17 protein-coding genes are annotated in these 20,024 nt (G+C 71.9%); 7 read left to right on the top strand and 10 right to left on the bottom strand.

The features are described from left to right. Window positions 1–2 precede the first annotated feature (2 nt). The 6 genes from KUA19_RS08240 to KUA19_RS08215 form a co-directional block, all read right to left on the bottom strand. Window positions 3–557: a TetR/AcrR family transcriptional regulator gene (locus KUA19_RS08240; protein ID WP_372451777.1), complete on the bottom strand. Its 555-nt coding sequence runs from the start codon at window positions 555–557 to the stop codon at window positions 3–5. A 45-nt stretch (window positions 558–602) separates the two neighbouring features. Then, the gene (locus tag KUA19_RS08235) at window positions 603–1,316 is read right to left on the bottom strand and encodes a coiled-coil domain-containing protein (protein WP_217395551.1); all 714 of its coding nucleotides are present in this window, start codon (window positions 1,314–1,316) and stop codon (window positions 603–605) included. A 199-nt stretch (window positions 1,317–1,515) separates the two neighbouring features. Further along, entirely contained in the window at window positions 1,516–2,643 is a 1,128-nt protein-coding gene (locus KUA19_RS08230) for a hypothetical protein (protein ID WP_217395550.1), read from the bottom strand. Then, complete coding sequence (locus KUA19_RS08225; RefSeq protein ID WP_217395549.1) at window positions 2,640–3,686, bottom strand: hypothetical protein; 1,047 nt, start codon at window positions 3,684–3,686, stop codon at window positions 2,640–2,642. Before KUA19_RS08225 ends, KUA19_RS08230 begins: the two co-directional genes overlap by 4 nt. Before the next feature lie 244 nt (window positions 3,687–3,930). Next, window positions 3,931–5,796 carry a CASTOR/POLLUX-related putative ion channel gene (locus KUA19_RS08220; protein ID WP_217395548.1) on the bottom strand — a complete coding sequence of 622 codons (1,866 nt, stop codon included), beginning with the start codon at window positions 5,794–5,796 and terminating at the stop codon, window positions 3,931–3,933. Window positions 5,797–5,896: 100 nt separating this feature from the next. Beyond that, on the bottom strand, window positions 5,897–6,403 hold the full coding sequence (locus KUA19_RS08215; protein WP_217395547.1) for a hypothetical protein: 507 nt from the start codon (window positions 6,401–6,403) through the stop codon (window positions 5,897–5,899). 171 nt (window positions 6,404–6,574) lie between these two features. Here KUA19_RS08215 and KUA19_RS08210 point away from each other — a divergent pair, with 171 nt between their 5' ends. Beyond that, the gene (locus KUA19_RS08210) at window positions 6,575–7,288 is read left to right on the top strand and encodes a sulfotransferase-like domain-containing protein (protein WP_217395546.1); all 714 of its coding nucleotides are present in this window, start codon (window positions 6,575–6,577) and stop codon (window positions 7,286–7,288) included. A gap of 20 nt (window positions 7,289–7,308) precedes the next feature. Here KUA19_RS08210 and KUA19_RS08205 read toward each other — a convergent pair whose 3' ends face one another. Together KUA19_RS08205 and KUA19_RS08200 are read right to left on the bottom strand one after the other, a co-directional pair. Continuing rightward, on the bottom strand, window positions 7,309–7,779 hold the full coding sequence (locus tag KUA19_RS08205; protein ID WP_217395545.1) for a peptidoglycan-binding domain-containing protein: 471 nt from the start codon (window positions 7,777–7,779) through the stop codon (window positions 7,309–7,311). A 103-nt stretch (window positions 7,780–7,882) separates the two neighbouring features. Continuing rightward, a complete protein-coding gene (locus KUA19_RS08200; protein WP_217395544.1) occupies window positions 7,883–8,782 on the bottom strand; it encodes an aminotransferase class IV in 900 nt (299 codons plus the stop codon). Window positions 8,783–9,029: 247 nt separating this feature from the next. Here KUA19_RS08200 and KUA19_RS08195 point away from each other — a divergent pair, with 247 nt between their 5' ends. Then, window positions 9,030–10,334 (top strand): glycosyltransferase 87 family protein, encoded by a 1,305-nt coding sequence (locus KUA19_RS08195; protein WP_217395543.1) that lies wholly within the window; start codon window positions 9,030–9,032, stop codon window positions 10,332–10,334. Here the strand turns inward: KUA19_RS08195 and KUA19_RS08190 are convergent. Continuing rightward, window positions 10,315–10,992 (bottom strand): hypothetical protein, encoded by a 678-nt coding sequence (locus KUA19_RS08190; RefSeq protein WP_217395542.1) that lies wholly within the window; start codon window positions 10,990–10,992, stop codon window positions 10,315–10,317. The two genes, KUA19_RS08195 and KUA19_RS08190, sit on opposite strands and share 20 nt — an antisense overlap. Window positions 10,993–11,215: 223 nt before the next feature. Between KUA19_RS08190 and KUA19_RS08185 the strand changes: the two genes are divergently transcribed. From KUA19_RS08185 to KUA19_RS08170, 4 genes are all read left to right on the top strand, one after another. Beyond that, entirely contained in the window at window positions 11,216–13,411 is a 2,196-nt protein-coding gene (locus tag KUA19_RS08185) for a M4 family metallopeptidase (protein WP_217395541.1), read from the top strand. 111 nt (window positions 13,412–13,522) lie between these two features. Further along, a complete protein-coding gene (locus tag KUA19_RS08180; protein ID WP_217395540.1) occupies window positions 13,523–16,225 on the top strand; it encodes an AAA family ATPase in 2,703 nt (900 codons plus the stop codon). 66 nt (window positions 16,226–16,291) lie between these two features. Continuing rightward, the gene (locus tag KUA19_RS08175; protein WP_217395539.1) at window positions 16,292–17,302 is read left to right on the top strand and encodes a terpene synthase family protein; all 1,011 of its coding nucleotides are present in this window, start codon (window positions 16,292–16,294) and stop codon (window positions 17,300–17,302) included. Between the two features lie 54 nt (window positions 17,303–17,356). After that, window positions 17,357–18,127, top strand: coding sequence for an SGNH/GDSL hydrolase family protein (locus KUA19_RS08170; RefSeq protein WP_254548975.1), 771 nt, complete (start codon window positions 17,357–17,359; stop codon window positions 18,125–18,127). Window positions 18,128–18,247: 120 nt separating this feature from the next. On the opposite strand, the gene KUA19_RS42515 is transcribed toward KUA19_RS08170, so the two are convergent. Then, window positions 18,248–18,715, bottom strand: coding sequence for a YybH family protein (locus KUA19_RS42515; RefSeq protein WP_217395538.1), 468 nt, complete (start codon window positions 18,713–18,715; stop codon window positions 18,248–18,250). 288 nt (window positions 18,716–19,003) lie between these two features. Between KUA19_RS42515 and KUA19_RS08160 the strand changes: the two genes are divergently transcribed. Further along, complete coding sequence (locus tag KUA19_RS08160) at window positions 19,004–20,002, top strand: phosphotransferase (RefSeq protein ID WP_217395537.1); 999 nt, start codon at window positions 19,004–19,006, stop codon at window positions 20,000–20,002. Window positions 20,003–20,024 lie beyond the last annotated feature (22 nt).

Genomic DNA, 20,024 nt, shown 5'->3' with positions numbered 1-20,024 from the left:
CCTCAGCGTTCGATCAGTCGTCGCAGCACCGGTCGGGCGGCGGCGACCGCGTCGGCGCGGGTGTGTGCGGGCAGGGCCTGGGCCAGCCACAGGCTGGCGAAGCCGTGCGCGATGGACCAGCCCGCCAGCGCGGTGCTGTCGGCATCGGACCGCTCACCGGCGACCTCCTGCGCGCCCTGGCGCAGCAGGCGCCCTGCCCGGTCTCGCGCCTGAACGACGACGTCGTCGTCGGCGCGGTAGAGGGCGGGTTGGAACATCACGGTGAAGTGGGCTGGATGCTCGGTGGCGAAGCGTATGTAGGCCAGTCCGGCCTCCAGGAAGCCGGGTTCGGCCGCCTGCAGGGTGTCGGCCAGCAGCTCGTAACCCTCGGCGGCGACGGCGGTGAGCAGGCCGGTGCGGTCGCCGAAGTGGTGTGCGGGGGCGGCGTGCGAGACCCCGGCGCGACGGGCCAGCTCGCGCAGGCTCCAGCCGTCAACTCCGGACTCGGAGATGGCGTCGACGGCCGTGGTCAGGATGGTCCGGCGCAGGTCTCCGTGGTGGTACGCGATCGCCCTCACCCCTTCACGCTATCTTTCCATTGACAAGATAGCAGGGCGGGTGGGTCAGACGGCCACGTTGCCCTCGGCGGCGGGCTTGCGCTGGCGACCGACCGGTGGCCGGGGCTCGGCCTCGCGGGGGTCGGCCTCGCCGCGCGTGTCCGCCTCGTTGCCCGGGTCGTCCTGGGCCAGCGCGTCGAGCTGGCTGTTCATGAACCGACGCAGCCGGGCCCGATACTCCCGGTCGAACTGCTGCAGCGCGTCGATCCGCTCGGTGAGCGCGTCCCGCTTGGCCTCCAGGCTGCCCACCACGTCCTCGTACTGCTGCAGGGCGTCGCGCTCCAACTCGTCGGCCTTGGCGCGGGCGTCCTCGCCGATCTTCATGGCGCGCTGACGGGCTTCCGACAGCACCAGGTCGCTCTCGCGCCGCGCGCTCTCGGCGTGAGCCTGCGCCTCACGCGCGGTCTCGACTGCCTTCGCCTGCGCCGCGGACATGATCTTCGCGGCGTCCTCGCGGGCGCCCTCGACCAGGGCTCGCGCCTCCCGGGCGGTGTCATCGGCCTTGGCCCGCGCCTCCTGCCGGATGCGACTGGCCTCCTGCTGCGCCGTCGCGATGTGCTCGTCGGCGGTACGCCGCGCCAGGACCAGCACCTGCAGCGCCTGCCGCTCGGCCTCGGGATCGGCCAGCACCGACTCCACCTGCTCCGGCAGCGCCTCCAGCTCGGCCTGACCGCTGCCGAACAGCCCCTTGACCCGGCCCTTCAATCGGTTGTCCGTCATGACGCTCTCCCCACCCTGAGTCTGCGCGCCGCGGGTCCCGTGGCCGGATCCGTCCCGGTGCCACCCAGCCCGCGGGACGCACCGTCGAGAACAGCGACGATCGTAGCTGGCGGGCGGTGACCGGGGAAAGCGGTTCACCCTGCCCACCGACACCCCTGCGCAGCGCTCGGACCTTGACACGGAGCGTGGCGTCAGGCGGTCACAGCGCGCTGAACTCCACCGACGACTCCTTGGTCGAGCAGTCCCCGCCGACGGCCGACACCGCTTTGTACACCCATCCCTGCGAGGTGCACTCCCAGTCGTCGAGCGCGACGAAATGGCCGCTGCCCTGCGGTTGCGTCGGTGGATGGTTGAGGTAAGTGTCGATCAGCTCGCGGGCCTTGCCGCAGTCGACGATGCCTTTGGCGATCCGCACATACACGCTGCCGCCCGGCCCGTCCACCGGCACCGAACCGCAGTACGGCGCGGCCTGCGGCTGCTGCGGATCGGGCACGGGCCCGCTGCGGCACGGCCGCACCTCGCGCCCACCGGTCAGCCGGGTAAGCGTGGGCGGCGCCTTGAACTCACGCTGGCCCAGCTTGAACTCCGGCAGGTCCTGCTGGGGCAGCGAGCGGAACGGGCCGAACACCGAACGGCCGGTGCGGTCCCCGGCGGCCCAGTCGACGGTCACGATGAAGTCCGTCACCTGGCCGCCACAGCCCTGCGGCCGCAGCACGAGCTCGGACACGTGCTCGGTGGGTGCCGCCACGAACGTCTGGTAGTTGCCAAGCGCCACCCGGTCGCCGCCGAACCGGGCGTACACGTTCGGGACCAGCGTGTCGGGAGCGTCGCCCGGCATCGGCTCGCCGGGCACGAGGTAGTCGCAGACCGGGTCGAAGATCAGATAGATCCCGTGCTGGGCCTGGTCGGGCTCCGCCCGCACCACGTCGACCGCCAATCCGGTGATGCGCACCGGCAGGTCACCCTCGCCGTAGACCGCCACCTGCATCGGCGCGTTGACTTCCTGGGGGTAGAGCTCGCCGAAGAAGGTCTGCACGTCGCCGGGGCGCGCGTGCTTCGCCCGTTCGCGTACCTGCGCCTCGGTCTGCTTGACGTACCGCAGGGACGGGCACACCCGGGCACCGGTCGACACGTTGATCTGCACCGGACCGTCGACCACCACCCGTACCGGCTCGGCCACGCTGGCGCCCGGCGGGATGGCGGCGGACGTGGTGCCGGACCCGCCCGGTTCGTCGCGCAGCATCCGCACGACCACGGCCCCACCCACGATCAGCAGCCCGACCGCCACGCAGGCGGCGACCAGGCGGCCGGTCCCGATCGTGCTCAAGCGCACTGCTTCTCACCCTTCACCAGGCAGGTCAGCGGCGCGGCCGGGGCCGCGGGCACGGCCAACGCCTGGCCGGACAGGCCCAGGCGGTAGTGGTCCAGCCCGGCCGGTCCGACCATCCGGAAGTGCGCGCCGCCGTTGTCGAGGACGGTGCTCCCATGCCTGCCCTGGGACACCCACTCCAGCACCAGGTCGAACGTGCAGTCGCAGGCGTTGTCCCGCAGGTCGAGGTTGAACACCTCGACATCGGTCAGCGACACCTCGTACGGAAAGCCGCGCGCGTTCTCCAGCGGGCGCAACACCGGCTCGGCGTCGTCGAGCGTGACCTGGAACGGGCGCGGGATCACCCCGCCGCCACACTGCAGGCATGGCATCGTGACCACGAAGCCGTCGGCGGGCTTGAGCTCCCTGCGGTCGAGCACCCGCACCCGGATCTCCTCCAGGATGATCGCCTCGGCGCTGTCGGTCTGCACCGTGACGTTCAGCTGGGACTGCCCGGCGGGAACCTCGTGACCGTCCTGGAAGTCCTTGACCGTGCCACCGCCCCCGGCGGCCAGCGTCGTCCGCAGCGCCGCGGCCGTCCCGGCCACGTACAGGTGATCACGGGCGTAGTCGCAGTTCTCCCCGCTGTACATGCACCAGGCCGTCGACACGTGCAGGCCGCCCGACTTGTCGGCGCCTGCGCCAGGCTCGTCGAGCACGATCACGGCGCCCCACACCGCTGCCACCAGCAGCGCGGCCAGGGCGAAGAACAGCGGCGCCCGGGTCGGCGGCCGCTGGTCGGACGGCACGAAGCGGCGGCGCGGCGGGGCGCCCGCGGCGTTGTGCGGCACGGGCTGAGACACGGCGGGCGCGGGCTCGGAGCGCTGTTCGAGCAGCGCCCCGCCGAAGGCCGCCAGCAGCATCACCGCCACGGCGAGGAAGTCCCACGGGTGGCGGTTCTCGGGCAGCAGATTGCTGACCATGTTCGTGGCGAGGTTGCCACTGACGCCGAGGAACCCGGTCACGGCGACGGCCAGCCCGAGACGACGAGGCAGTTTCACTCACGGACCTCCGGGGCGCCAAGCGGACCGAGCCAGCCTATGGTGGTATCCGAGCAGGCAGAACGCTCCTTCGTCCACTCGTTCACCCCAACGAGTGGAGTCCTAAATGGACGAACGGCCAGTCCGGTTCGCTCACCGGACTCCGAGTGAGAGTGCAGTTTCGGGGAAACTGCACGAATCATGACCCGTTTCCAGCACTTTCCCCGAAACTGCACGCCACCCCGCTGAGCGCGGGCGGACGGCGTCAGCTGCTGGACAGGACGATGACGCGGTCGATGGCGGGCATGACCTGCTCCTTGTCCGGGTTGAGGACCACGCCGTGGCCGTCGCCCGGTTCGGTGACGCGGTAGCCGATGGCCACCTCGCCGCGCCGGTACGCCGCCTCCACCACGGTCGAGAACGTCACCGAGACGTTCGGGCGCAGGTAGTAGCTGGCGGGCCGGATGTAGATCTCGGCGCCGTCGGCGTCGAACAGGTCCTCGAACACCGACTCCAGGTCGCGGTTCTCCGAGATCTGCGTCATCAGCAGGCTGACCAACTGCTCGCTGACCACGAAGTCGTCGGCCTTGGTGAGCTGGGCCAGCGCCCGGTCGCGGTCGTCGCGCATCTCGCTGACGATGCCGGGGCCGCGTCCGGCGAGCAGGTCACGCAGGTGCAGCAGGGTGACCAGGACGCGCGAGTCGGCGGTGAGCGCGTCGAGGTCGTCGTCGGCCAGCACGATCACGTTGTGGTACGCCAGGACGTCCAGCGTCTCCAACACACCCCGGTCCCGGGTGTCCCCGGCCTTGGAGCGGATCAGCAGCCGCCGCAGCTTCGGGGCGAGCCTGGCCACCGCGGCCGCGGCGTCGGCGCGGTCGGTGACGACGTCGACGGTCGAGCCCCCCGCGACGTAGATGTCGAGCTGCTCGATGATCCGGCCCGCGCGGCGGTTCCAGCCCAGGATCAGGGTGCTCTCCGGAGCGGCGGGGCCGCGTACGGCGTGCAGGATCGCCGACGGGTCCGCGGTGAGCGGGCGCGGCGCCAGCTTGATCATCGAGTCGTCCCGGGCCAGCAGCACCAGCTGGTCCCCGGGGCTGATCACGGTGCCGGGCGGCGGGTTGAGCACGGTCTTGCCGTCGGCCAGTCGCAGCCCCAGCGGACAGCACTCCCGGTAGGACAGCAGCGCCTGCCCGAACTGCTTGCCGACCAGCGTCGGCTCGACGGTCATGTAGATCTCGTCGCCGCCGAAGTCGAACAGGTCGTGGTAGACCACCGACAGCTTGGACTGCCGGGCGGTCTGCACGATGAGCCGGGCGCCGATGTCGTCGCCGTCGAGCACGATCGCGTCGCCGCCGGCGAGCTTGGCCACCGCCCGGTTGCGGCTGTCGCGCACCGCCGCGACCACGTGGTGCGGGCGGCCCCGGAACGCCGGGCCCTTGTTGATGGCGAGCAGGGTCTTGAGCACGTACGCGTCGGCGTCCTCGGCGGTGCCGCCGTCGGGGGCCAGCACGATGATGGAGCGGGCCTCGTTGAGGTTGACCATCTCCAGGTCCTTGAGGTCCAACGGGCTGCCGGTACGGAACACCAGCCGGGTGCGGCCGGTGTCGCCGAGGCGGTGCCAGACCCGGTCCTCCATGGTGACCTTGTCCTGGTCGGCCAGCACCACCACGGACGCGCGGCGGCGGCTGGCGTTGGCCTCGACCAGCTCGCTGATGACCGTGTAGATCTGGTCCGACCAGCCCAGCACCACCGTGTGGTCGCGTTCGACCACCTGCGAGCGGCCCTTGCGCAGCTGCTCCAGCCGCCGGTTGACGCCGCTGGTGAGCAGACCGACCAGGGCGCTGACGATGAAGATGCCGCCCAGCGCCAGCACGAACCACAGCGCCAGCTCCTGCCACCGGCCGTTGGGTGGGGCGGCCAGGCTGAACGTGGTGATGAATGTCTGCCACAGCAGCAGCAGCGGGTTGTCGCGGTCGCCATCGGGCTGGACCAGCTCGATCGCCGTGGTGAGGACGATGATCAGCCCCGCCGACGCGATCGCCAGCCAGCCGATGAGACCGGTGGTGCCGCGCGACATGGTGTTGTCGAACCAGTACCGCAGCTTGGCGCGGGTGCTGACCTTCCGGGACATGGCGGAGTGTCCTTCGAACGCAGGGAGGGGGAGGCGCTGCGGTCTGTTCAGAGGGGACACTCTAGCCACGTCCCGATCGGCGGCTCGGCCGGGTCAGTCGTTACTGGTCAAGGTTTTTGAGTGGTCGACCGGCCTCGGCGCACTTGCGCTTGACGACGGCTTCGGCGGGTGCGGCCGCCACCGCCACCGACTCGAACTCCACGAAGGTCACGAACAGCGTCTCGCGGGCCGCCACGGTGCCCAGGGTGTCCAGCGCCTCCCGCATCTGCGGGTCGGCGACCTTGGTGGACGCGTCGTGGAACGCCTGCGCGGTGGCGGAGAACAGCGGGCGCAGGGCCTCCAACGCCTTCGTCGCGGTGGCGGTGTCGCCGTCCTTCTCGGCGGTGACGCCCTTGACGATCTGCGCCTGCGCCGCAGGCCCCAGCTCGTGGTATGCCGCGTCGACGACCTCGCACGCCGTCTCGATCGTCATGGCCGGGGCGGCGCCGGAAGGTGATGCCGCCACCGACGCGGCGGCCGACGGCGCCGCGGTCGGTGTGCCGCTGGAGTCGCAGGCGGCCAGGGCGAGCAGCCCGGCTGCGAGGGCGAGGGCGAGGGGGTACCGCATGGATGTTCTCCGTCCCGTGGGGTGTTTCACGCGCGAGCGCCGTCCTCCGAAGAGGACGGCGCGCTTGATCGAACTCTAGGCCCTCAGACAACGACGATGATCAGCGGGGCGAAGCCGGTGTCCGACCAGGGATCTTGGGGGTACGCTGCGGCGCAGAGGAGGGTGACGCAGATGGTGACTCGGGTGGCGATGTGGTCGGGGCCGCGCAACGTGTCGACGGCGTTGATGCGCAGCTTCGGCGCCCGCCCGGACACCCTTGTGGTCGACGAGCCGCTGTACGCCCACTACCTGCTCGCCACCGGCCTGGATCACCCCGGCCGGGACGCGGTGATCGCCTCCCAGTCCCGGCGGTGGCAGGACGTGGCGGCCGAGCTCACCGGCCCGCTGCCGGACGGGGTCGCGGTCCACTACCAGAAGCACATGACCCACCACCTGCTGCCCGAGGTGGGACGGGACTGGCTGGGCGAGCTGGCCAACGCGTACCTGATCCGCGACCCGGCGCACGTGGTGGCCTCGTACGCGAAGGTGCGCGGCGAGCCGACCCTGGCCGACCTGGGTTTCGTGCAGCAGGCCGAGATCTTCCGCGCGTACGGCGGGCCGGTGGTGGACTCGGCCGACCTGCTGCGCGACCCGGCCGGGGTGCTGTCGCGGCTGTGCGCGGCGCTGGGCATCGGCTACACCCCGGCGATGCTGCGCTGGGCGCCGGGCCCGCGCGTCACCGACGGGGTCTGGGCGCCGCACTGGTACGCCTCGGTGGAGGCCTCGACCGGCTTCGCCGCCTACGACCCGTCCCCGGCGCAGGTGCCGGACCGGCTACGCCACCTGGTCGAGGCGGCGCAGCCGTACTACGACGAGCTGCACGCCCACCGCGTCACCGCCGCCTGACGACACGGGCGAGCGAACCGCTAGGGGTTGAGCACGGTCCAGGTCTGGTCGCCGGCCACCCCGTCCACGACGATGCCCATCAACCCCTGGAAGCCCCTGACCGCCGCGTCCGTCTGCTGCCCGAAGACACCGTTGATGGGCCCGGGATCGAAGCCGGAGTCTCGCAGGACCCGCTGGAGCATCGCCACGGCCCCGCTCTCCGAGCCCAGCGCCAGCGTGGGCATCCCGTCCATGTTCTCGTCCGGCAGCGCTTCCCACGTTTCGGGGCCGACGGTGCCGTTGGCCGGGATTCCGTTCGCGTTCTGGAAGGCCTTGAGGGCCGTGGAGGTCGGAGATCCGGCGAAGAACCCGTCCGGGTCACCGACTCCACCCGGTGAGACGGGTCCGGGATTGAATCCCGCGCGCAGCAGTGCCCGCTGAAGCGTCTGGATATGCGTACGGCGCAGGGTCGGTTGGCTGGACCCCTCCTGGAGCGTGGGAAAGACCTGCATGCTCCTCATCCCTTCCGTCGGGCGGACATCACCTGCGGTATCCGCCAGCCTCCCATCCTAAGTGGCAAAAAGGACTTTTAAGGCCAATTCAGGGACATTGTGGTCACAGCACCGGCGTGCCCGAGACCCGTGCGTGGGCGAGGTAGATCTCGGCGACGCGGCGGGTGACCGGGCCGATGCCGCCCTCGCCGATGGTGCGGCCGTCGATCACGGTGACCCCGGCGATCTCGCCCATCGTGCCGGTGCAGAACACCTCGTCGGCGGCGTACATCTCGGCCAGGGAGATGTCGCGTTCGACCGCCGCGATGCCCGCCTGGGCGGCCAGGGCCAGCACGGTCAGCCGGGTGATGCCCTCGGGGCAGGCGACGGTGCGCGGGGTGGCCAGCGCGCCGCCGGTCACGGCGAACAGGTGGGTGGCGTTGGTCTCGGCGACGAAGCCGCGTCCGTCGAGCATCAGCGCGTCGTCGGCGCCGGCGACGGTCGCCTCCATCTTGGCCAGGATCGAGTTGATCAGGTTGTTGTGGTGGATCTTCGGGTCGAGCACGTCCGGGCCGGGGCGGCGGACGCTGGCGGTGGCCAGGGTCAGGCCGGCGGTGTCGTACACGGGCGCCTTGTGCTCGGCCAGCACGATCAGGGTGCAGCCGGACTGGTTGAGGCGCGGGTCCATGCCGCTGGTGACCTTGACGCCCCGGGTGAGGGTGAGCCGGATGTGCACACCGTCGGTCATGTCGTTGGCGCGCAGGGTCTCGGTCAGCGCGTCGGTGATCTCCTTGTCCGACGGCACGGCGGCGAACCCGAGCGCGGCCGCCGAGCGCCGCAGCCGGGCCAGGTGCGCGTCCAGGGCGAAGATCCTCCCCTGGTACAGCCGCAGCCCCTCCCACACCCCGTCGCCGCCCTGCACCACCGAGTCGAACGGGGAGATCCCGGGTTCGTCACGGTGCCGCAGCACCCCGTTCACCCAGTACTTCACATCGGCGTTGCGCTGGTCGTAGCGCTGCAGCATGGCTGTTTCCCTCCGGCGTGCCGTCTCGTTCGCAGGTGACGGTATCTCCTCGGTGACCAGCCGGCGACGAGAACAGCTCGCCGCCAGCCACCTCGTGTGGGTTCGCGCCCTGGTCAGCCTGCCGACGTAGGGGCCTGGCAGGATGGGCCGGCCTACGGGAATGATGATCCACCGCTGGCACACTCGCAGCGCACTCGGGTGGTGAGCCTCGACATGGGGGCTCACCACTGTTCGTATAGGAGACGGCATGATCACCGACAGCGAGGGCGAATCCGCCGCAGGATGGCCGGCGTCCCGAAGGCGTCTTGTGCCATTCCTGTGGTTCGCCGTCCTGGTCGCCGCGGCTGTCGAGGTAGTCGCGGCGTTCCGGCGCCCTCCGTGGGATCACCTCCCGGACCTGCACGTCTACTACGGTTCGATCCGGGCCCTGTTCAGCGATGGCAGCCTCTACGGCTTCACCGCGGAAAACGGGGATCCGTTCACATACCCGCCGTTCGCCGGCCTCGTCCTGGCGCCCCTGAACCTGGTCCCCGAGTATGTCGCAGGCATGATCTGGACGGTGGCGCTGATCGCCACGATCGTATCGGCGGCGTGGGTCGTGGCCAGGAATCGGCCTGACCTTCGTACGTCTTCGGCGCGGTTCATGACGCCCACGATCGCTCTGCTGCTGCTGGTATCCGCCCCGGTCGCGAGCAACATCCGATTCGGGCAGATCAGCTGGTTCTTGGTGGTTCTGGTAGGCCTTGACGCACTGTCCCTGGTCGGACCTCGGTACCGGGGTGTGGCAACGGGCGTGGCCGCCGCGATCAAGCTCACCCCGCTCGTCTTCATCCCGTACTACTGGTTTGCCGGGCGGCGCAGAGACGCTGTCACCGCCACCGGCACCTTCGCGGCCTGCACCGGCCTTGCCTGGCTGCTGCTTCCACGTGACTCAGCGCGCTTCTGGTTCGACGCCGTCGTCCGGACGAGTCGGATCGGTGACCTCGCCGACGGAGGCAACCAATCCGTCAACGGGATACTGCTTCGGCTCGAATTGCCTGATGACTCCAGGATTGCGCTCCAGGTCCTGATCTCGGCGTTGATCGTGGTCATCGCCCTTCGGCGAGCGGCGCGAGCCGCACGTACCGGAAGTCCGATCGTCGGTGCGGCGATCGCCGGCACGGCCGGGATCTGCGTATCACCCGTTTCCTGGAACCATCACCAGGTCTGGATCCTGCTCGCGCTGGCCGCGAGCTTCTCCGAAGCTCGGGTCACACATGCCTGGCGAGTAGCGACGCCGGCCGTCATGACACTGCCGATCGGCTCGTGGCTGTCGAACGCAGCGCCGCTGATGAGCCCGATAGGCCACAATCTGCGGGGACTCCTTGCCGTCGCCATCGCCGTCGGACTGCCGTTTGCCCAGGTCGGACCACTCAGACGCAGAGCAGACGAGAATTCATCCGGAGAATACGGCCGAGGTGGACGACCTATGCCGCAGGGGCGACTTCGGCATGGCCTGACCCGGCCCTCTGGTGTGTCACCTGGTTCGCAGGTCACGCTATCTTCTCGGTGAACAGCAGCGCCCGAGACAGCCCGGCAGCGCGCAGCTCCTGCGCCACGATCCGGATCACGGTCCGGGCCATGAGCGGGTAGATGACGCTCTTGCAGTCCAGCCAAATCTCGGGCACCTCGCCCCGGTCGTCGACCTGGCAGGTGTTGGGCGTGTACAGGTCGCCGCCACCGGGATGCCGCGGCGGCCACTCGGCGTCGCCGTACTCGCGCCCGTCCTCTCCCACCTGCATCAGCCGGGGCCGGGCGGCGTGCAGCGCCGCGACCGTACGCGGCCGGTCGTCGGACCGCACCCGGATGCGCCAGTCCTGGTCGACGGCGTGGCCGTGGTCGAGTTCGATCGGCAGCGTGCCGTAATCGACCTCGATGCCGCCCGGGTCGCTCTCCGTCCCGACCGCCCGTCGCAGCCACTGCCGGGCCCGGCCGTCGAGGGCACCCGCGTAGGCCTGCACGATCCACCACGCCGCCTCGGGGCCGCCGAGCTGGGCGGCGCGCACGAACCACGGCTCGGCCCGGTCCCGCAGGTCCCAGTCGTTCTGCCCCAGGAAGTGGCGGCCGATCCGGTACGCCGCCGCGGCGTCCCCGGCCTCGGCCCGAGCCGCCGTCGCGGCGAGCCGCTCAGGGTCCAGGTGCTCGTCCTGAACCTCGTAGTAGTCGAACATGCGCATCAGCCTCGCGCACCCGTACGACATCCGTCGATGCCCCTGCCGCGACGCCGTCGCGCGGGCCGGGTTCCCCGGGGCACCCCTCGCCCTACCCTTGCGCGTCCCTTGCGGACCTTCTGGTGCCCCGGCCAGCGGCTCTAGCTTTCGCTTCGGGCCCGTCGCCGGACGTTCACCGCCCGGTCACCAACCCCGACTCGCGGGCCCAGAGGAAGGACACACGATGTCACGCAGAGCAATCGTGGCCGCGGCCGCCACGATGGCGACGGCGCTTGGCGCCGTCGGCATCGGCCTGGCCCAGGCACACGCCGACACCGCCACGAGCGTGTCGGCAGGGATCAGCCAGGTCCGGCTGGACCCGGCGACCCTGGCGCAGCAGCTGCGCCAGGCGGGCGCCGAGGCGACGTCCGTCGCCAAGCAGCTGGGCCTCGGCCCCGCCGAGCGGTTGGTGGCCAAGGACGTGGTCGTCGACTCCGACGGCAGCCGCCACCTGCGCTTCGACCGCACGTACGCGGGGCTGCCGGTGGTCGGCGGCGACCTGGTGGTGCACCTGGCCCCCAGCGGCGGCCTGACCGGCTCCGACTGGGCGGCGGCGGTGCGCGGCGCGATCTCGCTGCCCACCACGACCCCGAAGCTGACCCGTCAGCAGGCCGCCGCGGCGGCTCCCGGGCACGCCCGGCACGCCCGCAAGCCGAAGGCGGCCACGCCGGACCTGATCGTGTTCGCCAGTCTGGGCGCGCCGGTGCTGGCCTACCGCACCACCGTCGACGGCACCGACGCCACGGGCAACCTGGCCCGCGAGGCGGTCATCACCGACGCCGCCTCCGGCGCCGTGCTCAGCGGGTACGACCTGATCCACGAGGTGCAGGGCACCGGCAACAGCCTGCTCGTCGGGCAGGTCGGCATCGACACCACGCAGTCGGGCAGCCAGTACACGATGACCGACCCGGTGCGCGGCAACACGAAGATCTATGACGCGCACGGTGCCTCGGAGAACAACCCCTCCTCGGGCGCGACGCTCTACGCCGACAGCGACAACGTGTGGGGCAACGGGGCCAAGACCGACCGGGCGACCGTGGGCGTGGACGTCAACTACGGCCTGGCCAAGACCTGGGACTACTACAAGACCACGTTCGGCCGCTCGGGCATCCGGGGCGACGGCGTCGGCGCGACCGCGTACGCGCACGTGGGCAGCAACCTGCTCAACGCGTACTGGCAGGACAGCTGCTTCTGCATGGTGTTCGGCGACGGCAACTCCAGCAACCAGACCACCCCGCTGGCCTCGCTGGACGTGGCCGGGCACGAGCTGACCCACGGCGTCACCTCCAACACCGCCGGGCTGGTCTACAGCGGCGAGTCCGGCGGCCTCAACGAGTCCACCTCGGACATCTTCGGCACCGTGGTCGAGTTCTACACCGCCAACAGCAGCGACCCGGGCGACTACTACATCGGCGAGAAGATCAACTGGAACTCCGGCAACGCCGGGGCGCTGCGCCGCATGGACGACCCGACCCTGGACGGCAACAGCAAGGGCTGCTGGTACTCCGGCGTCGGCAACCTCGACGTGCACTACTCCTCCGGCATCGGCAACCACTTCTTCTACCTGCTGTCGGAGGGCAGCGGCAGCAAGACCATCGGCGGGCGCGCGCACAACGGCGTCACCTGCAACAGCTCCACCGTGGCGGGCATCGGCCGGGACAAGGCGGCGCGGATCTGGTACCGGGCGCTGACCACGTACATGACGTCCAACACCAACTACGCGGCGGCCCGCACCGCGTCGCTGAACGCCGCCAAGGACCTCTACGGCGCCAACAGCGTCGAGTACTGGCAGGTCTCGGTCGCGTGGGCCGCGTGCAGCGTCGGCACCGCCCTGCCGTCGCCCACCACCAGCCCGACCGCGTCCCCGTCGGCGCCGTCCTCGCCCTCCCCGTCGGCCTCGCCGAGCACCCCGCCGACCTCGCCGAGCCCGTCACCGACCGGCAACCCGGGCACGAACGTGATCGTCAACGGTGACTTCGAGGCGGGCCAGACCGGCTGGACCGGGTCGCAGATCGTCACCACCAACGCCGCCAACGCCCACGGCGGCTCGCGGTACGCCTGGATCCTCGGCAACGGCTTCACCGCCACCGAGTACGTCTCCCAGAACGTGACCGTGCCGACGACCGGCACCGCGACGCTGTCGTTCTACCTGAACATCACCACGCAGGAGTGGGAGGCCCTGGCCTACGACTACATGCGGGTGCAGGTCAACGGCGTGACCAAGCTGACCTACTCGAACCTCAACGCCGGTGGCGGCTACCAGCTGCGCACCCTGGACCTGTCCGCCTACCGGGGACAGACCGTCACGCTGCGGTTCTACGGCACCGAGGACTCGAACCTGGCCACCGCGTTCAACCTCGACGACGTGTCGCTGACCTGAGCCTGACCACCGTCCGAACCGGACCGCTCCCCGCACCTGGCTCAGTGCGGGGAGCACCGTCGTGTCCACGGGTCTCGCGCGAATCGTTCGCAGGCGCAACACTGTGCGGTGATGGACTCAGGCGCGATGCTGGGCCGCGCCGACGAGCAGGAGCAATGCTGGGCGCATCTGCGCACCGGTGGTGGCGTTCTGCTGCGCGGGCCCGGGGGGATCGGTAAGTCGACGTTGCTGGCGGCGCTGGCGGCACAGGCGGTGCACGCCGGTGAGCTGGTGCTGCGCGCCTGCCCGACCGCGGCCGAGCGCGAGCTGCCGTACCTGGCGCTGATCGACCTGTTCGGACCGGTCCTGCCGCGGCTGTCCGGCCTGCCCCAGCACCTGCGCGAGGCGCTGGACAGCGCGCTGCTGCGGGCCGCTCCCCCGACCGGGCGCGCCACCGACCAGCTCGCCATCCGGGTCGCCGTGGTCGAGGGCCTGCGCCTGCTCGCCGCCGCGCAGCCGGTGCTGCTGGTGCTCGACGACGCCCAGTTCCTGGACGAGGCCAGCGCCGAGGTGCTGGCCTTCACCGCCCGGCGCCTGGCGGGCACCCGGGTGCGGGTGCTGGCCGCCGAACTCGTCGACGAGGGCGCCACCGCGAACAGCGCCCGGCTGTGCCCGACTCCGCTGCTGGAGCTGGAGGTCAGTGCCCTGCCCGCCACGGCGCTGCGCCGCCTGCTGGCCGACCGGATGGCCCAGGCGCTACCCGCGGTCGCCGCCGACCGGGTCTGCGCGGCCAGCGGCGGCAACCCGCTGTTCGCCCTGGAGCTGGCGCGGGCGGCGCTGCACGCCCGCGCCGGGGACAGCCCCGACGACCCGCTGCCGGTGCCGCAGCGGCTACGCGACCTGCTCGCCGACCGGCTGGCCGCGCTGCCCGCCGCCGCCGGACCGGCGCTACTACTGGTGGCGACCGGGGCCAAGCCGGGCCGGGAGATGCTGCCCGACAACGATCCCGGGCTGGCCGCCGCGCTGGCGGCGGGCATCCTGCTGGTCGAGCGGGACGGGGTGCTGCGGTTCAGCCACCCCCTGCTGGCCGAACTCGTGTACGGCGACGCCACACCACGCGCCCGTCGTACCGCCCACGCCCGGCTCGCCGCGCTGGTCGACGACCCGGTCGAGTCGGCCCGGCACCGGGCGCTGGCCGCCGCCCGCCCGGACGAGGCGCTGGCCGAGCAGCTCGTCGCCGCGGCCCGGATCACTCGCGACCGGGGCGCCCCGGCCACCGCCGCCGCGCTGTGCCGCCTGGCCGCCGCGCGCAGTCCCGACCCGGGCCGGTCGGCCCGGCGGCTGCTGGCCTCGGCCGAGCACGCGGCCGCCGCCGGGCTGACCGAGCAGGCCCGCGCGACCTGCGCGGCGGTGCTGCGCCGCCCCGACCGTACGGCCCGGGTCGGCGCCCGGCTGCTGCTGGCCGAGCTGCTCACCGACACCCCGGAGGCGATCCGGGCGATGCTCGACGCGGCCGAACCCGACGCCGAGGGCGACCCCCGGCTGCTGGGGCTGCTGCACGCCATGCGCGCCGACGTGCTGGCCCGCGATCTGGGCGTCGCCGTGGCGGTGTCGGAGGTCGACGAGGCGGAGCGGCTGGCCCGCAAGTCCGGCGACCCCGACCTGCTGCTGGAGGTGATGGCGCACCGGCTGCAGACCGAGATGCAGGCCGACACCGGTGGCGAGCTGCCCGCGCTGGCCGAGGCGTTGACGCTGGCGCAGGCGTTGCCGCTGCACAAGGCGTCGGTGTGGGTGCGGATGGGGTACGCGATCGTCCAGATGCGCCGGGGCGAGATGGGCGCGGCGGTCGACGCGGCCCGCCGCTTCGTCGTCGACGCCGAACGCGCCGGGCGCACCCGCGACCTGGCCCGCACCCTGTACACGGCGTCGTCGGTGTACAACCGGGCCGGGTTGTGCGCCGACGCCGGGGAGGCGGGACGGCTGTGCGCGCTGCTGTGGCGCGAGGTGGACCTGCCGCCGACCGGGGCGCTGGTGATGGCCGGGGCGGCCGAGCTCAACAGCGGGACGGTGGAGCGGGCTGCGGCGCACCTGGCCGAGGCGGTGGTGCTCGGCGGCACGCTGGCCGACCGCGAGTGGGAGGCGTACGCGCTGATCTTCCTGGGCCGCTGCGACCTGCTACGCCGTGACGCCGCGGCCGCCGCGCGCAACCTCGACCGGGGCCGCCAACTGCTGGCCGAGCTGGGCTACCACGATCCGACGATGATCCTGGTCGACGCGGACCTGGCCGAGGCGCTGGCGACCGGCGGCGAACCGGGGCGGGCCCGGGAGGTGCTGGCCCAGGCGCGGGCGGCGGCACTGCGGCAGAACCGCACCGTGGTCCTGCTCGGACTCGACCGGGTGGACGCACTGGTGGACGGGGCGGCCGGGGACGCCCGGCAGGCCGCCGACCGGCTGCGGGCGCTGATGGCGGCGCCACACCCGTACCCGCTGGAGCGGCTGCGGTGCGCGCTGACCCTGGCCGGGTTGGAGCGGCGGGCGCGGCGGCGCGGTGCGGCTCGGGCGGCGCTGACCGAGGCCCTGGACGGGTACGAGCAGGCGGGGTGTGCCCCGTACGCGCTGTTCGCGCGGCAGGAGCTGGCCCGGCTGGACGCGGGCGAGACCGATCTCAGCGACGCCGACCGGCGGCTGCTCGACCTGCTGCGCTCCGGCGCCACCAACCGGGCCATCGCCGGGGCGATGCACCTGTCGGTCAAGGCAGTCGAGGCGAACCTGACCCGACTGTACCGCCGCTACGGCGTCCCCAACAGGTCGGCACTACTGCGGGTGACAGACTGAGCGCTCAGCGTGCCACGTTGGCGGGACAGCCTGGCGACATCGGCCGGGACCGTCCATCCTGGACACGTGACCTCGTTCTCGCTGCGTGCCGCCGACCTGGAACCACCGGTGCCGCTCCGGCTGCACCCCGCCGCCGACCAGGCCGACCGGGCCGCGCGTGACTTCCTCTACCGCCATGCCATCGTCGACCCCGAACTGGGCGACGACTACCTCGCCGAGACCGACTTCGGCGCCATGGTCGGCTGCATGTACCCCGACGCGCGGCCGGAGATGTTGCCGCTGCTCGCCCAATGGATGGCCCTGTGGTCGGTCGCCGACGACCAGCTCGAAGCCCTCGCGCCGCAGCTGTCGACCCCGGAACTCGACGCGCTCTGCGCCCGGCTGACCGGGCTGCTGACCCCACCCGGCACCACCGAGGACAGCGTGCTCGGCACCGCCGTCGGGCACGCCTGGCAGGCGCTGGCCGCGCGCACCTCCCCCGAGTGGCAGGCCCGCTTCCGCCGGGCCTGGCACGAGTACGTCGACGGCTGCCGCTGGGAGGCGGTCCAGGCCCGCGCCGGGCGTACCCCGACCGTCGCCGAATACCTGGACCAGCGGCCGCGCTACCTCGGCGCCCACATCGCGATCGTGCTGACCGAGGCGGCGCTCGACATCGAGCTGCCCGAACCGGTCGTCGACGACCCTCTGCTGCGCAGCGCCCTCGACTCCGGCATCGAACTGATCGCCATCTCCAACGATCTGCTCTCCGCCGAGGTGGAACTGGGCCAGGGCAGCACCCTGAACCTGGTCCCGATCCTGGCCGCGCAGGAGTCGTGTTCGCTCGGCGAGGCGACCGAGCTGCTGGTCGCGCGATACCGGCGGCGGCTGGCCGACTACCGCGACGCGGTCTCGGCCGTCGAAGCAGCCGTCCGCGTCTTCCCGGTATGGGACGCCGCGGTGCGCGCCGTCGCCGCCGCCCCGGGCGTCTGGACCAGCGGACAGCTCGCCTGGTCGGCGGGCAACGCCCGCTACTCCGAACGCCGCGCCGATTTCAACCGCGGCGTCCCGGACCACCTCCGCGCCCTGCTCGACTTGTGACCGGCCGGTAGCCCCCGGCGGCCGCCCGGTCCGGCGACGGTACCCTCACCGATCATGTGGCGGCGGTACGTGGCGATCGGTGACAGCACCAGCGAAGGGCTCGACGACCCGGACGGTCGGGGCGGGTTCCGGGGCTGGGCGGACCGGTTCGCCGCCCACGTCGCGGCCGCCCACCCGGGGCTGGAGTACGCCAACCTGGCCATCCGGGGGCGCGAGACCGCGCAGATCCAGCAGGAGCAGCTGCCGGTCGCGCTGGAGCTGCGGCCGGACCTGTGCACGGTGGTGTCCGGGGTCAACGACATGCTGCGGCGCAGCTTCGACGTCGATGACGTGGTCGGGCGGATCGGGCAGATGCAGTCGGCCCTGATCGGCGCCGGGGCGACGGTGCTCACCTTCACCATGCCCGACCCGATGCGGGTGCTGCCGCTGGCGCGGCCGCTGCGGGGCCGGTTCGCCGCGTACAACGCGGCGCTGCGCGAGGTCAGCGCGAGCACCGGGGCGGTCCTGCTGGACCTGGGGGCGTATCCGGTCGCCGGAGATCCACGGCTGTGGAGCCTCGACCGGCTGCACGCCAACAGCGCCGGACACGAGCGGATCGGGCGAGGGCTGGCGTGGGCGCTGGGACTGCCGGGCTTTGACGAGTCCTGGGGTCATCCGCTGCCCGACGAGCCCGCGCGGACGGTGTGGCAGCGGGCCGCCGCCGAGGGTGCCTGGCTGCGCGGACACCTGTGGCCGTGGATCGTCCGGCACGCGCGGGGTCAGTCCTCCGGCGACGGCATCAGCGCGAAGCGGCCGGTCCCGCTGCCACTCGAACCGACCGCATAGGCGAGCTTCGGTCTGCTCCGACGCCCTCTCAGCAGCGGCGGCGGCCCCTCGGTCACAGCGCCGTCCCGCCACCGTCCGCCGGCGCATGACCGGTGGCGATGGCGGGACGAGTCACCGTGGTCAGACCACCGGCAGCGGCGAGCTGACATCCAGGATGATCTTCCACTGGCCGCGGTCGCGCACGAAGGTCAACGCGTTGTAGAAGTGCTGCTTGAAGTTCACCGACGGAATGGCGATCGTGAAGTCGACCACCAGGGTCGCCCCGCGGCATGCGTCGATCGTCTTCTTGACCGCGGGGAACGTCGCGGTGAAGTCGTACTTGAACAGGTTGGTGAAGTTGGCCTCGATCGCCGCCTTGTTCGGGCGGTAGGCACCGGTCGCGCCGATCTGCACCGCGTCGTCGTGGTAGTAAGCCATGACCGCGGGCAGATCCTTGGCCAGGAAGACGGCGTCGAAGTCCGCCACCGCCTGGTCGAAGTGCCGCTCGCACCCACGCGCCTCGTCCGCCTCCGCACCCGCGGTGCCGGGCACCACGAGCAGCACCGCCAGGCCGAGCGCCGCCATTGCCGCCGCATACCACTTACGCACAGATCCTCCAGTGATCAGGTGGGACCGGATCGGTCCACATAGCACACGATCATAAGAAGATGATCGATGTGGGCGAGCCCGTCGATCGGCCGGTCAAAGCCGGACGGTCGGCGTACGCGACGGCGCGAAAACGCGATGGCGCAGATCGATTCGTACGAACGGAAGCCTCGTCCACCGGGCACCGTCGCGGACGCTCGCGGATGCCGCCGATCAAGCGTCTGCCAGCCGCTGCCGCCCGGCTCGGCCGATGGGCCGACGTTCGACTTCCGATCCGGTTAGGGTGCCGCCGTGACAAGTGATCCGCCGCCGGCCGAAGTCTGTCGAGCGTTCGGCCTGCCGGCTCCGCGCTCCTCGATCCGGCTGGCGCACGGGCTGATGAACCGCAACTGGCGGATCGCCACCGACGACAGCCGGGAGTACGCCGTCAAGGAGCTGCGCGACGTGTCGCCCGCGCACGCCCGGACGCAGCATGCGTTGCTGGGGCGGCTGGCCGAGCATGGCATCCCGGTGGTGCTCCCGGTCGCGGACGCCGCAGGCGAGACGGTGGCACAGGTGGCCGGGGTGGGGTTCACGGTGACGCCCTGGGTCGACGGTGAGCACCTGGCCGGGGCGCGGCTGGATGTCGCCGCGTGCGACCGGCTGGGCAGGCTGCTCGGGCGGGTGCAGACGGCCCTGGCCGCGGTCCGGCCGGATGTCCCCGCCTCGGCACCGGCGGACCCGTCCAGCCGCGTGGCGGCCGCCGGGCGCATCGAGCGCTACCTCGCCGCGATCGCGGCCCGACCGGTTCCGGACCCGGTCGATCGGGTGGCCGCCGACCACCTGCGCTGGCGGCGGGCACTGCTGGCGACCGCGGTCCGGCCGGTCGGAGAGCGGCCGGAGCAAGACTGGACCCACGGTGACTTCCACCAGTTCAACCTCGTCTGGCGGGCCGGTGCCGTCGTCGCCGTGCTGGACTGGGACCGCGTCCGCAGGCAGCCGCCGGGCGCCGAGCTGATCCGCGCCTGCCTGCTGCATTTCGCGGGCGAGGACGGCACGCTCGATCTGGATCGGATCGCCGCCGTCGTGCGGGGCTACCGCGCGATCCGGCCGGTCGATGGCGAGGTTCTCGCCAACCTCGTCCAGCTGGCGTGGTGGCAGTGGTTCACCAACTTCTGGCCACTGGACCGGCGCTACGACCACGGGGACACGTCCTGTGATCACCAGTTCGTCGCCAACGAGCGGACGCTGCGCTGGTGGACCGCGCACCGCCCGCAGGTGTGCGCCGCCCTGTCCGGCGTCCCGGAGTGACCGGGAGCGCGCATTCACGCGA

It is taken from the genome of Catellatospora tritici, from assembly GCF_019083965.1.
In the GTDB taxonomy this organism is placed as follows: domain Bacteria; phylum Actinomycetota; class Actinomycetes; order Mycobacteriales; family Micromonosporaceae; genus Catellatospora; species Catellatospora tritici.
This window is presented reverse-complemented; position numbering and strand designations above follow the sequence as displayed.